This window comes from Brucella sp. NBRC 12950 (genome assembly GCF_030268145.1).
GTDB lineage: Bacteria > Pseudomonadota > Alphaproteobacteria > Rhizobiales > Rhizobiaceae > Brucella.
The window spans coordinates 289783-305022 of record NZ_BSQC01000006.1; the positions used below are offsets into that span (position 1 = coordinate 289783).

Below are 15240 nucleotides of genomic sequence, written 5' to 3' on the forward strand. Positions count from 1 at the left end.
CCCGTTGGACGAGCGGCTTGCACGGACAATTGATGCCATCAAAGTTTGCGGTGCCGATTGGGGCATTTTCACCAGCCCCGATGGCATCGCCTACGCTTCAGGTCATATCGTGTCCATTGAAGCGGGACCATCACCCTTTGCGGGTGGACCTGTCATCGCACTGGTTAGCAAAAGCGGCGAATGCGGACTTGTCGTCACCAATCTCGAAGCAGACACGCCAAGCTGGGCACAGATCGTTCTCACATATGAAGGTTTTTCATATAAAGAGCCGACGGACATTTTTACGAACTATCTCAACGCCGCGCAGGATCTCTTTACCAAATTTGGTGTCGGCGGAGTAATTGCCATAGAGCAGAACAACTTCCCAATATCCTTGCTCCCACTTATCGACACATGCCGTCGTGTGTCGATTGACGATGCTTTCAAGCGCCAGCGCATGCTGAAAACAGCAACTGAGATCGCGCTATTGCGTGAGGCAGCGCTGACGGCTTCCGCCGGGCAACGCGCGTTTATTGAGCACAGTAAGGCTGGCCGCAGCGAGCTGGAAATATTTGCCGACATCAGGCTCGCCATGGAAAGCAGAGCCTCTGAACGCCTGCCACTTACCGGCGATTTCATATCCGGAAAAACCCGCTCATCACAATTCATGGGCTGGCCAACAAACCGCATCGTTGCCACCGGCGACCCGCTCATCTGCGATCTCGCACCGCGCGTCAAAGGCTATTGGGGCGACAGCTGCGCATCGGCAATGCTGGGCAAAACAACTGACGGGTTTGAGAAGCAGTTCAAGGCTGTAAAATCGGCGCTTGATCTGGCAATCGAAATCATCCGCCCAGGCCTTGGCATCGGTGAACTGGATCAAAAATTGCAGGCCCATATAGCAGCACATGGCTATGGCTATGCTCATCATTCCGGACATTCTATCGGCACATCTGTCCATGAATGGCCACGGCTTGTCAGTTATGAAACCGCGCGTTTCCGCAAAGACATGGTTGTGATGGTGGAACCCACCGCCTTCGATCCGGACACTGGCGGCGTGCGGCTCGAATTCATGCTGCATGTGACAGAAAATGGCTGCAAAGTGCTAACCGACTTCGAGCATCAAATGGTTATTTAGCCACTAGCCCTGATCTTGAGTTCGAAACCGACATCGACAATCGTGTTTGTCGATGTTTCACCACGCATGGCTTCAAGCAAAAGCTCACCCGCCTGCCGTCCGATTTCCGCGGAAGGTACGGCGACCGTCGTCAATGGCGGCAGCAGATGACGCGAAAGTTCAAAGTCGCCAAAGCCTGTAATCGCGAGGCGTTCTGGCACCTTGATACCAATGCGCTGCGTCTCCAAAAGCGCGCCGGAAGCTAGAATATCGCTTGAAAACATCACGGCATCGGCTTCCGGATATTGAGCCAGCGCCCGTCGCAGAAGATCGACACCCGAAGCCATGGCAATCGGCATTTCAGTTGCCACCGTGATGCGTGGCTTCTCATCCGGGAACTGTTGCTCCATTGCCGCTTTGAATGCGGCACGGCGTTCAGCAGCACGGCTGTCGCCTTTCCGAACCACACCAGCAAAAACAATATAGCGCCGACCCGTATTGATCAGATGACTGACCATCTCGGTGATGGCCGCCGTATTTGAAAATCCAACCAGCCGGTCAATCGGTTTGTCGGTAAAATCCCAGCCCTCAACGACAGGAATTTCCGCACGTTTGAGCAATGCAACGCTGCGCTTGCTATGGTGTGTACCAATCAGAAAAACCCCATCCGGACGCCGCCCGAGGAGGCTACGAATGATTTCTTCCTCGCGTTCCAGTCGGTAATCGGTATTGCCTAAAAATATCTGATAACCGGCCTGATGCAGAATGTCGGAAAAATGCTGGATCGTGTCAGCAAAAACAGATGCGGACAGGGTGGGTATAATCGCCGCAACCGTATTGCTTTTATGCGATGCAAGGTGGCTTGCCGCGAGATTATGAACGTAATGCGTCTTCTCGATTGCATCCTGAATAAGCTTTCGCTTTTCAGGCATCACGGAATCGGGAAAACGCAACGCGCGCGAAACGGTCTGCATGGAAACCCCTGCAGCCGCGGCCACATCCGCCATGGTCACGCCAGAACCTTTGCGGCGCTGTTTTCGCGGTGTTGAGGCTTCAACGCTCACAGATAGAACGGCCTGACACAGACGGGAGTGCCAATTTCGATGCGTTTGCCCGTATCGGTCAAATTTCCCGTCTCCTTGTTGATGGCGAAGATCGTAATGCAATCTCCGTTCTGGTTAGCGACCAGAAGCCAATTGCCATCCGGTGTCAGCGTAAAATTACGCGGTGTTGCACCACCCGTAAAGCTGTGACCGATCTCAACCAGGTTGCCATTCTTCTGATCCACACGAAATATTGTGATCGAGTCATGACCACGATTGGAACAATAAAGAAAACGACCATCGGGTGAGAGGTGAATATCAGCGCAATGCGACTCAACATTCGCTGGCACTGTCGGCAAGGTCTGAACAAGGCGTATCTCATCGCCGTCACGCTCAATGAGCGAAACCGTGGAATTTAGTTCGTTGGAGACATAGACAAACCTGCTGTCGGGATGCTGGGCGATATGGCGAGGACCCGTACCGGGTGGCGTCGCAACACTGCTCACCCGCTTGAAACTGCCATCACTATCAAGACGATAGGCAATGACTTCATCGAGGCCAAGGTCGGCAGACAGGAACATGCCGCCTTCCGGTGTTTCAACCACGCAATGCGGGTGGCTGCGTTCTTGCCGGTCGACAACAGGCCCAATCTTGCCCTCGTGACGAACGCTATGTGCAACCGGCCCGAGGCTGCCGTCAGGCAACACTGGCAACGCAGAAAGCGACTGGTCAGGCCCGTCCGAGCCCATCGCATAATTGGCGACAAGCACAAACTTTCCGTCCACCGTCACGGTATTATGCGCAGTTATGCTGCCCTGGGCACTTTGCTTGTTGAGATAAACAAGCTCACTCTTTTCAGCATCAAAACGATAGGCACTGACCGTTCCCTCGTGCCAGCTGAACACTTCGGAATTTGCATAGATCACGCCTGTATCCGGCGCGACACTCAGGAATGTTGGATTGTCGACGGAAGATGTCGAGCATATATGCGACGCATCTCCTTTCGTCGTATCGAATGCATAGATGGAAAGGCCTTCACCACGCGCACCCTGAAAATAAGGTGCTTCGCGATTAAGCGATCCAACCGCCAGATAAAGCTTCCTCACGCATTCCTCCAATGCCAACTCTTTCCTTAATGCATTACCCATCCGCCATCGACATTCAAGGTCTGCCCGGTGATAAATCCTGCTTCATCAGAGGCAAGAAACATCAAAACCGCGGCAATATCCCGCGATGATCCGCGGCGCTTAACAGCCTGATGCTCAAGCACGAATTTCGTATAACCTTCCGGGTCGGGATGGATTTTCTCGGCGTCTGTTGGAAAAGCACCCGGCGAAATTGCATTGACGGTAATGCCATAAACGCCGAACTCGCGTGCCCAGGCGCGCGCAAGCCCTATGAGCGCCCCCTTTGATTGTACATAAGGCGAAAGCTGCGCCCAACCGCCATAAGCAGTTACGCTGGCTATATTGATAATACGACCCCAGCCCTTTTCCCGCATATGCTGCAGCGCTACCTGGACGCAGACAATACCCGCATCGACATTGATGTGCTGAACTTTCTGCATTTCCTCAAGCGTATAGTCTTCAAAAGATTTGGATGGATAAATCGCAGCATTGTTGATCACGATATCGAAGCCACCTGCCTCACGACTAATCGCTTCTAGTGCGGGGCGTAATGCCTGCAAATCCGACAGATCAAGCGCATGGATCGACAAGCCGCTTAAACCTTCGGCTGTGGCTTTTTCTTGCAGTTCATCAATCTTTTTCGGGTCGTGATCAATAGCCACCACCCGCGCACCAGCGCGTAGAAAATTCAAGCTGGTTTCAAGACCAAGCCCACCGGCAGCACCTGTATAGAGAATGGTTTTTCCTGCGACAGAAAACGGCGATGGTGCGGTCATGAGCGGCCCCCAATGGCAAGATGATTGCCAGATGGTGCGGGATAATCTTGGTCCGGCTGTTTAGCGATTGCAGCAATTCTGGCTTCGCTGGCAGCAATATCTGCAGCATCGCCCAGAATACGGAACGTACTGTTGTAGCGGCGCTCTTCACCATGTTCGAGCCAGATCAGCTCCCCACGTTCCCGCGCTCCACCATGCCCAAGCACATGATTTGTCGATGGTTCAATGCCAAGCGCATACTGCCCGGCTTGCAGGTTCTGCCACTCATACATGCAAGGGAACTGATCCTTGCGGGTAACGACTTCAAAACCGACACCAAGCTTGTCATTGACCAGCGCAACAGGCACTTCGCCAATGGCATCAGCGCCCATTTCATGCTGCCAAACCTGCTCATGAAAATTCATCTGCGGAGCAGGCAGCCTACGATAGCCGATGCCCTGCTTTTTGTAGTCTTCTCCGGCATGTGCCACCCATACCACATCCCTTATAGGCGCAAGATAACGTGAGCCTTCGGCCAAAACGGGATACCCAACATTAATGTGATAACAATACATATGCGGCGTGCGATAAAAGCCGCGATTGGTCACGCGATCCGTCAGCTTAATATCATTCGTGCCGGCCTTGATTTCGATGCGGCGTGTCAGTTCGAGGTGCTCACCGAACACGGTTCCTTGTGTGACGACACCCTCGCACCACAGATAACATTCGTCGCCTTCCCAGCGCTCACCATAGCCGGTCAGCTTTGCAGGAATAGTGCCAACACGGCCATGAATGGAGTGCGTGATCGTCTGACGCGGCTTGTAATTATAATGGTCCGCCGCCTCGTCATACATGAAGAGGATATGGTCCAGACCGCATGTCACCATCAGGCCGGAGAAAGAACGCATCCAACCCAGGCCGCCCTCACCCTCATATTCATGCAGTCCCGGATGGCGGAAACCGGACGGGGAATGCCACCCGATGGCCATGCCACGATAGTCGCAATCGGCAATATCCAGCGCGCGATCAACCAGAACGGTAAAGCGCAAACCGGTGCCTGAACGAAACTCCAGCATTCTTATGCCGCGTTCCAATCCGTCTTCAAGCACCATCAGGCGAACGCCTGCAAATTGAGCAAAAGAGCCACTGCTCGCTGCGATGTCGCGCCGCGACTTCACCTCTCCATAAAGCTTCACCATTCTGGCACCTTCGAGCGCATTTCGAGCTGATTGATTCAGATCGGCGCTCTAACTCCTTGTTTAAACGCGCATATAGTTCCGAAAGCCGTTTCACACTTTTCGGGATGCTCTTTAAATGCTGAGGCGTGCAGCCATTACAGTCGAAGGCGGCCAGTGTTTAAACGCTTGTTTATAGCACCAGCCGCCCCACCCCGCCCAAGGTGGCATTAAAGTCCTTGCGCGCGCAGCTTTCCGTCGAGGAACTTCTTCGCGCGTGGTACGTCGGCCTCATCGAGATGTTCGATAATCATCGGAATATTCGGATGCTTTTGTGCAAGGCGCTTGAGGTAAAGGTCATAGTTCAGCGAACCAAGCCCCGGAGCCGGCAGTTCGATCTCACCAACGCCACGGAAAGTATGGCTCTCAAGGGCATCGGTATCACCGATATCAGCATGCTTTTCCGTCTTATCATCGCCTGAGCGCTTGACGTCCTTGGCATGACCGATCTTGATCTTATCGCTCAAAGTATCGAACACCTGGTTGAGAATTTCATCCATCCGGTCGATGTTGTGCGTCTCGAAATAATTGGTCGGATCCATCAGGAGGCCAAGGCCCGGATGATCGACCTGCGCAAACATTTTTACCGTTTCCTCGACCGAACCGACGACGTTGTTCACATAGGTTTCGAGCAGGAACATTGCACCGTGGTCGTAAGCAAACTGCGACAGATCAGCTATGACCTTGCAGCATTCTTCAAAACCTTCTTCGGTCTTGTTCTTCGGGTGATGAACCCAGTCGGATTCAGTATTATAAGTACCGGTTTCCGAAATCACATAAGGCGTGCCAAGATATTGTGCGTGGCGGATAATCTCTTTGAGATAGCCCACGCGACGCTCACGCTCTGCCTTGTCCGGATGAATGATGTTCGTATAACCGGAAATGCATGAAATCGGCAGATTATGATCGCGGAATGTCTCGCGAATTTTGACGCATTTGTCCTTGGTGATCTGCCCAGCACTCAGATCCATATCCTTGAAATGCATATCCAGCTGGACCGTATTGAAGTCGAGTGCGCGGATTTTTTTGGCCGTTTCCTCAAGCGAATAAGGGAAATAGCCGCTGAAAATACCCACCTGCATCATGATCGTAACCCTCCCGTTAAGATTCTTTGTTAATGCGCATCTTTCCCGAAAACCGCTTCGCTCTTTTCGGGATGCACTCGTTTAACTAATTGATATCTCGGACAATTTTACAGTGCGACCTTCATCGATCGATTTGTAGCCAGCCTCAATGAGTGCGACCGTCTTCACATTGTCCGCCACAGAAAGCGCCGGCGGCTCGCCAGACTGAATGGCGTATTGCAGCTGCTCCATCACACCGATAAAGGCGTGCGGGAACCACATGGTTTCCCATTTTGGGCTTACCCATTTGCCGTCTGTCGTCTTTTTGGAGGCATAAGTCAGCGTTGATGGCGAACCATCCGGCCAGCCAATCGTGCCCTGTGCCACACCATCCGTACCCTCGACCCGCCATTTAATGTAAATATCGCTGTCAAAGCCGTCCTCGCGCGGCCCCGACCAAACGTCTTCCATTGAAACAGCCATCACACCGCTCGGGAACATCAGCGTCGAAACGGTGATACCGTCCTTGTGTTCAAACTGAGTACGTGGGTCAGTGCGTGTCAGGGTGGTGATGGTGTCAGGCTCACCAAACAGGAAGCGCAGCACATCGAGATGATGCACGCTCATGTTAGACAGTGTCAGGCGGTCATAATCTTCCAGAAACCCCTGCCAATGTGGGATAGCACGCATCTCGATTGTCGCCATGACAGGCGCACCCAGCTCACCCTTATCGAGAATTTGCTTCAACACGCGCATCGACTGGTCGTAGCGCATGTTCTGATTGACCGAGAGGATCTTGCCACTTTTTGCTGCTTCATCGCGAAGCGCAATGGCCTCTTCAAGCGTCAGAGCCAGGGGCTTTTGGGCGAGAATGCCCTTGATATGTGGTTGTGCCAGCGCTTTGCGGATGAGCGCAGGCTGCTGATCCGGCGGATAAGCAATATCGATGATTTCGATAGCTTCGTCGCCAATCAGCGCTTCTGGCGTGTCATGCACGGCGGCTATACCCCAGCGCGTAGCGACCTCTTCGGCCTTTGCCTTGGTACGTGAGGCGATTGCCGTGACTGTAAAACCAGCGTCTTTATAGGCAGCAAGATGGCACTCGGCCATGATCATGCCTGCGCCTATACAGCCGATTTTGAAATCCCGAGCCCGCACCTGCGGATCAGGAACAAAGCCCCGCGCTTCGCTCATTGCACCCTCCCATTTATGCCTAAGCCCGCATATCGTCAAAAGATCGACAAACGGGCCGCCCTCATCCGAGGAAAATGCCAACCTCCATTGGCAGCTTGAGGATTAATGAAGACTCAATACGATCGTGTCAACATCATATAAGATCATTTTACATCATTTCACATCGAACTTAATCAAGTTACTGTTCATTCTTTTGAATTTCAGCGTTCATATATAAATTAATGATGTTTTTTGATGGGGCCATTTCGCATTAATGCCAATTTAATGAGGAAAACAGATGGCAGAGACACAAGAAGCCTTGCATCTTGCATAAATCGAAATACATCATTTCCCATCATTTTGGTTAGGAGTGTGATTTGCGTTCCACGGTGAGCGACATTGCCAGAACAGCGGGCGTTTCCAGCGCCACGGTTGATCGCGTATTGAACAACCGCGATGGCGTGAAAGAGCGCACGCGTGAAATCGTCCTCGAAGCCGCGCGCAATCTTGGCTATCTCCCTGGCAGCGCGCCGCTCAACGCAAATACCACCGAGCGCATCAAACTGGCTTTCGTTCTGCCAGCGGGCACAAACACCTTCATTGCCAATCTGCGCGACCAGATCGCGAGGCAAGCAGCCTTGAGGCCCGAGATCGAACTTAAAATCCACAGTGTCGAAGGTTTCAACCCTGATACGCTTGCGCGCACCCTTGACGATCTCAAGGGACAGTCACAAGGCGTTGGCGTGATCGCACTGGATCACCCAACCGTGCGCGAAGCCATGCGCGCCCTTGCCGAATCCGGCACCCGCATTGTCACCATCGCGTCCGACATTCTGCATGTGCCGCGCGTCGGCTATATCGGCATCGATAACCGTGCAGCTGGTCGCCTCGGCGGCTATATTCTCGGTCGCTTTCTTGGCCCACAGTCCCGAAACGAGATCGCGCTTTTCGCCGGATCACTTTCCTATCGCGGCCACGAAGAGCGCGAAATGGGCTTTCGTCGGGTCATTGCGGAAGAGTTTTCGCACTTGAATATCGTCGAACTTAACGAGATCGAAGACAGCCGCGAAAAGGCCTACTCAGAAACGAGAGCTTTGCTTAAACGTCACCCGAACCTTGCAGGCATCTATAATCTCGGCGCTGGTAATCAGGGCATCGGACAGGCGCTGATGGATTTGGGAAAATCGGATTCCGTTATTTTCATCGGCCACGAGCTAACCGAAAACACAAAGCGACTCCTGTTGAATGGCACAATGGATGCAGTCATTGACCAGAACCCGCGTGTTGAAGCACGGGAAGCACTTGCTTCCTTGATGAGCAGCATCAAGGGCGAACCATTCGACCAGCAGCCACCTCGGGTTCAGGTGATCTTCAGAGAGAACATTCCTGAGAATTGAAGCGCATCCCGAAAAAGCTATTTCGTATAAAGGGCGCGCGAACGCTCCAGGTGATTGAGCATTGCCGCCTCTGCACCATCCGCATCTCTTACGGCCAGCTTGTCTACAATCTCTTCATGCTCGACCAGCGTGTACTTTTCTTTACCCGTCCAGATCAGCATATGCGTGTGATATTCACGCAGCCAGGCAAGCATGGATTCGCTCACCGCGACAAAGATCGGATTGCCTGAAATCTTCGCGATACGGATGTGAAACTCCATATCGGCAGAAATGAATGCATCAGCGTCGCCCAGCGAATCCCGCTGTCGCTCGACGATGGTACGTAACTCCGCAATATCCTTGTCGGTTGCCTTGAGTGCCGCTTCGCGTGCAATGCCGCGTTCAAAAAAGATTCGCGCGCTTTTAAGATGCTCCAGCGTATCTATTGATTGCGCCAGCATGATCTTGGCTGTCGGATCGACCTGCTGCAAAATTGAACGCGCAGTCAGTTTGAGAACTTTAGCACGTTCACCATGCGAAATGCTGACAAGCCCCATTTTGGCAAGTGACTGCATCGCCTCGCGGATGGCCGGACGCCCAACTCCAAGGCGCTCCATCAATACGCGCTCAGAGGGCATTTCATCGCCGGGCGTCAATTCGCCAGAAGTAATCATGTTTTCGAGCCGGTCGAAAACTTCGTCGGATAGCTTACGGCGAACAATAGGTTCCATGGGCTTATTCATTGCATCTCACTGTTCATAAGCTTTCTCCCCTTATGCACCGTCGAGCGACCAGATGAAAGCCGTTACCCACGCTCTCGTGAACAGGCTAACAATTTTCCGCTTGCAGATATTGGAATACTCATTATACCAGTTCGCACTCAGAGCCAAGCGCTTCAGTCGCATCTCGGAAAGTGAGGAGATACTTTCTGGCAAATGCGGGAAATAAGCTGCCAGAGACTCTCTGGCATGGGTGGAACACGAGAAGCGAGCGACAAACAATCCGATGAATATTTGTCTGACCTATCGCATTGAGACAACCGGCAGCATTGAAAAGATGGCCGCCAAGATCGCCAGCGATCAGTCGACCGGCACTTTTGTCGCCCTGCCCGGTGAAACAGAAGAGCTCAAAGCCCGCGTTGCAGCGCGCGTCTTGGAAATCCGTCCGCTTGAAGATGCGACAGTTCCAGCGTGGCCAGAACTCGAACCTGGTCACGGCCCAATCAAGCGCGCCGATGTGGATATTGCTTTTCCGCTCGATGCGATCGGCACTGATCTTGCAGCACTGATGACGATTGCCGTTGGCGGTGTTTACTCGATTAAGGGCATGACGGGCATCCGCGTCGTTGATATGAAACTACCGGAAGCATTCAAAAGCGCGCATCCCGGCCCGCAGTTCGGCATTGCTGGAAGCCGTCGGCTGGCGAGCGTTGAAAGGCGCCCGATCATTGGCACCATCGTTAAACCTGCACTTGGCCTACGTCCGCATGAAACAGCAGAACTCGTTGGCGAATTGATCGAATCCGGCGTCGATTTCATCAAGGATGATGAAAAGCTTATGAGCCCGGCCTACTCGCCGCTCAAAGAGCGCATCGCCGCCATCATGCCACTTATTCTCAATCATGAGCAAAAGACCGGTAAAAAGGTCATGTATGCATTCGGCATTTCACACGCCGATCCTGACGAGATGATGCGCAACCATGACATGGTGCTCGAGGCGGGTGGAAATTGCGCCGTGGTCAACATCAATTCGGTCGGCTTTGGCGGCATGAGCTTCTTGCGGAAGCGCTCCGGCCTCGTGCTTCACGCTCATCGCAATGGCTGGGATATTTTGACCCGCAATCCGGGCGCAGGCATGGATTTCCGTGTTTATCAGCAGTTCTGGCGCCTACTTGGCGTCGATCAGTTCCAAATAAACGGTATTCGCGTGAAATATTGGGAACCAGACGAAAGCTTCGTCAATTCGTTCAAAGCCGTCAGCACGCCACTTTTCGACCCGGCTGATTGCCCGCTTCCTGTTGCTGGTTCTGGCCAGTGGGGCGGACAGGCACCTGAAACCTATGAGCGCACAGGTCGCACCACGGACCTGCTTTATCTTTGCGGCGGCGGCATTGTCAGCCACCCGGGCGGCCCGGCAGCTGGTGTTCGCGCCGTACAACAGGCATGGGAAGCAGCAGTCGCTGGAATCCCACTTGAAACCTATGCTGCAGAGCATCCTGAACTCGCAGCTTCGCTCGCTAAATTCGGCTCCCCTAATTCAAATGGAGGAGGCGAATAATGAACAAGGCTTCCAACGAATTGCTGCTGTCTTACTACGGTGACGACCTTACCGGCTCGACCGATGTTATGGAAGCCATGGCTTCCAACGGCGTTGACACTGTGCTGTTTATGAATGTGCCGGACGAAGAGCTTCTTTCGCGCTTTTCGCACTGCAAGGCTATCGGTCTTGCAGGAACAAGCCGCAGCGAAACGCCGGAATGGATGCAGGAAAATCTCTCGCCTGCATTCAACTGGCTCAAAAGCCTGAATGCTTCAATTGCCCATTATAAGGTCTGCTCGACATTCGATTCCGCACCTCAGGTTGGCAATATCGGTAAGGCGGTTGAAATCGGCAAAGCGATCTTCAATCAAGCCTATGTGCCGTTGATTGTCGGCGCACCGCAACTCAAGCGCTATACCGCTTTTGGCAATCTGTTTGCCGCCTATCAGGGCGAAGTCTATCGTATCGACCGCCATCCGGTCATGAGCCGCCATCCTGTCACGCCAATGCACGAAGCTGACCTGCGCGAGCATCTGGATAAGCAGACCGCACTGAAAACCGTGCTTGCTGATCTCGTAGCGCTTTCATCCGCCGATGCGGATGAGCGTGTAAATGTGATTGTCAAAGATGCTGACGGCATGTTGTTGCTTGACGTCGACAGCCACGAAAGCCAGCTACAAGCAGGCCAACAGCTTTGGCGTCTGCGCCATGATATGGGCTGGTTCGTTGCCGGCTCGTCCGGCGTCGAGTATGCGCTTCTGGCCGCCTGGGCCAAGGCCGGACTGATCGGTGCAAAAAAAGAGTTTCCGCTTCCAGGCAAGGCTGACCGCATCGCGGTCGTTTCGGGCAGTGTTTCGCCGACCACCGAACGCCAGATCCGCCACGCGACCGCATCGGGCTTCACCGGGATTAATCTTAACCCGCTCGATCTTCTCGGCGAAAACGGAAATCAGGCAATCGAAGCTGCCATTGCTGACGGCCAGAAGGCGCTCCAGCAGGGCAACAGCGTTATCCTCAACACCGCCCTTGGTCCGTCGGCTGATCGCGGCACAGAAATTGATAGGATCGCAGGCAGCCGCCACAAGCTGGCCCGCAGCCTCGGCTTCATCCTCCGCAGTCTTGTCGAGCGCGAACAGCTCACCCGCGCAGTGATTGCAGGCGGTGACACTTCCAGCCACGCATTGCGTGAACTGCATGTTGATGCATTAACCACGCTTTTGCCGCTTCCACAAACACCGGGGTCGCCGCTTTGCACGGCGCACGGCGCGCATGCCGCCACCAACGGCCTCCAGATTGCTCTCAAGGGCGGTCAGGTCGGTTCTGACGGGTACTTCAGCCAGATTCGTGATGGCTTGACTTCTTGAATCTGGAATACTCATTGACTGGTTATACCAGTTAAGCTACCAAAACTACGGGAAGGAAATACAATCATGACAGCTATTGCTCTGTTCGGCGCAGGCGGCAAGATGGGTTACCGTCTGGCCAAGAACCTCAAGGGTTCGCGCTTCGACGTGCGCCACATCGAAGTCAGCGACGCAGGCAAGGCACGCCTGAAGAACGAACTCGACATAGACACCATCGATGCAGATGCAGGTCTCGAAGGCGCCGAAGTCGTCATTCTGGCTGTGCCGGACACCATCATCGGTAAGGTTGCTGCAGGCATCGTTGATAAGCTGAAGCCAGGCACCATGGTTATTGCGCTCGACGCAGCTGCTCCATTTGCTGGCCATCTACCAGAACGCGCGGACCTCACCTATTTTGTAACCCATCCTTGCCATCCGCCGATCTTCAACGATGAAACGGACATGCAGGCAAAGAAGGACCACTTCGGCGGTCTGTTTGCAAAGCAGCACATCGTTTCTGCACTGATGCAGGGTCCTGAAGAATCCTATGCGCTTGGTGAAGAAATCGCCAAGGTCATCTGGGCACCAGTCATGCGTTCGCACCGCGTAACCGTTGAACAGCTCGCAATCCTCGAGCCTGGTCTTTCGGAAACAGTTTGCGCGTCGCTTCTGGTTGTCATGAAGCAGGCCATGGACGAATGCGTCCGTCGCGGCGTCCCTGAAGAAGCCGCACGCGACTTCCTGCTCGGCCACATGAATGTTCTCGGCGCCGTCATTTTTGGCGAAGTCCAGGGCGTATTCTCCGATGCCTGCAACAAGGCAATCGAATTCGGTATTCCTGCGCTGATGCGCGACGACTGGAAGAACGTTTTCGAACCGGAAGAAATCGCAGAAAGCATCCGTCGCATTACGTGACATCAGTTGGGGGCGCAACCCGCCCCCTTTTTTCGCCCTTTTGGGAAACGGGGCTTATTGGGAGGTCTACATGAAGTTTACACGCAGGAAAATCGCACGCGGTTTTGCGATTGCAGCCGTCTCGGCAACATTGGCAGGCAGCGTAGTCATGCCGGCATGGGCTGCTGATCTGATCGCGATCATCACGCCATCGCACGACAATCCATTCTACAAGGCTGAAGCCGTCGGCGCTGAAGCCAAAGCCAAGGAACTTGGCTACGATACGCTGATCCTTCAGCATGATGACGATGCGACCAAGCAGTCGCAGCTCGTCGATACCGCCATCGGCCGTGGCGCAAAGGCTATCATCCTCGACAATGCTGGCTCAGAAGCATCGATTGCCGCCGTTCAGAAAGCAAAAGACGCGAAGATCCCGTCATTCCTGATTGACCGTGAAATCAACGCCTCGGGTGTTGCTGTTTCGCAGATCGTATCCAACAATTATCAGGGCGCTCAGCTCGGCGCCGAAGAATTCGTCAAGCTGATGGGCGAAGCTGGCAACTATGTCGAGTTGCTCGGTCGCGAATCTGATCTCAATGCTGGCACCCGTTCGAAGGGCTATCACGACGTCATCGACGAATATCCAGACATGAAGATGGTTGCGCAACAGTCTGCAAACTGGAGCCAGACTGAAGCTTTCACTAAGATGCAGAGCATTTTGCAGGCAAATCCTGACATCAAGGGCGTGATTTCCGGCAATGACACCATGGCGATGGGCGCATGGGCAGCGCTTGAAGCTGCAGGTCGCAAGGACGTGATCGTTGTCGGCTTTGACGGCTCCAATGATGTTCGCGACTCCATCAAGGCTGGCGGCATCAAGGCAACTGTTCTTCAGCCAGCCTATGCTCAGGCACAGATGGCTGTCGTACAGGCTGACGAATATATCAAGACCGGTAAGGGACCTGCTGAAGAAAAGCAGCTGATGGACTGCGTCCTCATCAATCCTGACAATGCAGACAAGCTCGAAACCTTCGCTTTGAAGGACTAACTCCCAAGGCTTGCGAAATCGGGAGCGCCAACAAGTGTTAGCGCTCCCGAAATACACCCCTAAAGTGCGTTGTGTTTTCCACAACGAGGCGACGCGCCTTAGGTCTTTGTTTTCACGCATGTCATTCGCATAAGCCCGGTGCCTATTTTTTCGCGACATGCTTTGATACCGAGGATAAATTCATGTCAGTGCTGAAGTCAGCTTCCTTTATCCTGCTGGCCTGCGGTGTCGCGCTTTCGGGCTGCAAGATCATCAAGACTCCGACAGCAGAAGAAGCCGCAGAAGCACGCGGCGATAATTTCAATCCCGACCGTTCGGTTGCCGACATCTGGGATTCAAAAGTGAAACCGTTTTTTGTTGAGAAAACCTCAACACTCGATGAAGTGATGCAGGCAGCAAGCTCAGATGCAGATGCCGCAGGAGCGAAATACGGTCATCGCGAAAAACAGGGGAATGCACCTTGGACTTTTGCTGCCAAGCTTGAAGGTACGGTGGTCGCCGCAGAAACGAAATCACGCGCAGCCTATGTTGATGTTGACAGCAATGGCGACGGCAAGGCCGATGCACGTGTGCAGATCGGGCCGACCGTTCGCGGCAGCGCAATCCGCGACAGCCTTTCCTTTGTGAACTTCAACGAGTTTCGCAATCAGATCGACTGGGCACAGTTTGGCAAGGCGTTTAACACCCGCGTCAATGACGATGTTCTCTCAAAGCTCCCACGCGAAGATTTGGTTGGAATGAAGGTGAAAGCCGAAGGTGCCTTCCCGTTGCCATCGAAGGGCCAACTTCCGCTTGTCACGCCTGTTTCTATCTCTTTGGAGAAATAA

Annotated in this window: 14 protein-coding genes; 7 read left to right on the plus strand and 7 right to left on the minus strand. The window is 53.6% G+C overall.

Features of this window, described 5'->3' with window-relative positions:
- The first annotated feature begins 4 nt into the window (after positions 1–4).
- Positions 5–1117: a M24 family metallopeptidase gene (locus QSJ70_RS12590; protein WP_285536771.1), complete on the plus strand. Its 1113-nt coding sequence runs from the start codon at positions 5–7 to the stop codon at positions 1115–1117.
- Here the strand turns inward: QSJ70_RS12590 and QSJ70_RS12595 are convergent.
- From QSJ70_RS12595 to QSJ70_RS12620, 6 genes are all read right to left on the minus strand, one after another.
- Positions 1114–2160 carry a LacI family DNA-binding transcriptional regulator gene (locus tag QSJ70_RS12595; protein WP_215778394.1) on the minus strand — a complete coding sequence of 349 codons (1047 nt, stop codon included), beginning with the start codon at positions 2158–2160 and terminating at the stop codon, positions 1114–1116. The two genes, QSJ70_RS12590 and QSJ70_RS12595, sit on opposite strands and share 4 nt — an antisense overlap.
- Positions 2157–3245 (minus strand): lactonase family protein, encoded by a 1089-nt coding sequence (locus tag QSJ70_RS12600; RefSeq protein WP_285536774.1) that lies wholly within the window; start codon positions 3243–3245, stop codon positions 2157–2159. The genes QSJ70_RS12595 and QSJ70_RS12600 overlap by 4 nt, the downstream gene beginning before the upstream one ends.
- A 26-nt stretch (positions 3246–3271) precedes the next feature.
- On the minus strand, positions 3272–4042 hold the full coding sequence (locus QSJ70_RS12605; protein ID WP_215778391.1) for an SDR family NAD(P)-dependent oxidoreductase: 771 nt from the start codon (positions 4040–4042) through the stop codon (positions 3272–3274).
- Entirely contained in the window at positions 4039–5220 is a 1182-nt protein-coding gene (locus QSJ70_RS12610) for an aldose 1-epimerase family protein (RefSeq protein ID WP_215778389.1), read from the minus strand. The genes QSJ70_RS12605 and QSJ70_RS12610 overlap by 4 nt, the downstream gene beginning before the upstream one ends.
- 206 nt (positions 5221–5426) lie before the next feature.
- A complete protein-coding gene (locus QSJ70_RS12615) occupies positions 5427–6341 on the minus strand; it encodes a sugar phosphate isomerase/epimerase family protein (protein WP_285536778.1) in 915 nt (304 codons plus the stop codon).
- A gap of 81 nt (positions 6342–6422) precedes the next feature.
- Positions 6423–7514, minus strand: a complete 1092-nt coding sequence (locus tag QSJ70_RS12620; RefSeq protein ID WP_215778385.1) for a Gfo/Idh/MocA family protein — start codon at positions 7512–7514, stop codon at positions 6423–6425.
- A gap of 356 nt (positions 7515–7870) precedes the next feature.
- On the opposite strand from QSJ70_RS12620, the gene QSJ70_RS12625 reads away from it, so the two are divergent.
- Complete coding sequence (locus tag QSJ70_RS12625) at positions 7871–8890, plus strand: LacI family DNA-binding transcriptional regulator (protein WP_215778383.1); 1020 nt, start codon at positions 7871–7873, stop codon at positions 8888–8890.
- Positions 8891–8907: 17 nt separating this feature from the next.
- Here QSJ70_RS12625 and QSJ70_RS12630 read toward each other — a convergent pair whose 3' ends face one another.
- Positions 8908–9612, minus strand: coding sequence for a transcriptional regulator NanR (locus QSJ70_RS12630; RefSeq protein WP_215778381.1), 705 nt, complete (start codon positions 9610–9612; stop codon positions 8908–8910).
- Between the two features lie 262 nt (positions 9613–9874).
- Between QSJ70_RS12630 and oiaX the strand changes: the two genes are divergently transcribed.
- The 5 genes from oiaX to QSJ70_RS12655 all read left to right on the plus strand — a co-directional run bounded on the left by oiaX (position 9875) and on the right by QSJ70_RS12655 (position 15240).
- Positions 9875–11146, plus strand: coding sequence for a 3-oxo-isoapionate-4-phosphate decarboxylase OiaX (gene oiaX, locus QSJ70_RS12635; protein ID WP_285536781.1), 1272 nt, complete (start codon positions 9875–9877; stop codon positions 11144–11146).
- Positions 11146–12492 carry a four-carbon acid sugar kinase family protein gene (locus QSJ70_RS12640; RefSeq protein ID WP_285536782.1) on the plus strand — a complete coding sequence of 449 codons (1347 nt, stop codon included), beginning with the start codon at positions 11146–11148 and terminating at the stop codon, positions 12490–12492. The genes oiaX and QSJ70_RS12640 overlap by 1 nt, the downstream gene beginning before the upstream one ends.
- Positions 12493–12558: 66 nt before the next feature.
- Positions 12559–13386, plus strand: a complete 828-nt coding sequence (locus QSJ70_RS12645; protein WP_064321494.1) for a phosphogluconate dehydrogenase C-terminal domain-containing protein — start codon at positions 12559–12561, stop codon at positions 13384–13386.
- Between the two features lie 70 nt (positions 13387–13456).
- Entirely contained in the window at positions 13457–14413 is a 957-nt protein-coding gene (locus QSJ70_RS12650) for a D-ribose ABC transporter substrate-binding protein (protein WP_007878322.1), read from the plus strand.
- A gap of 182 nt (positions 14414–14595) precedes the next feature.
- Positions 14596–15240, plus strand: a complete 645-nt coding sequence (locus QSJ70_RS12655; RefSeq protein ID WP_215778376.1) for a DUF2291 family protein — start codon at positions 14596–14598, stop codon at positions 15238–15240.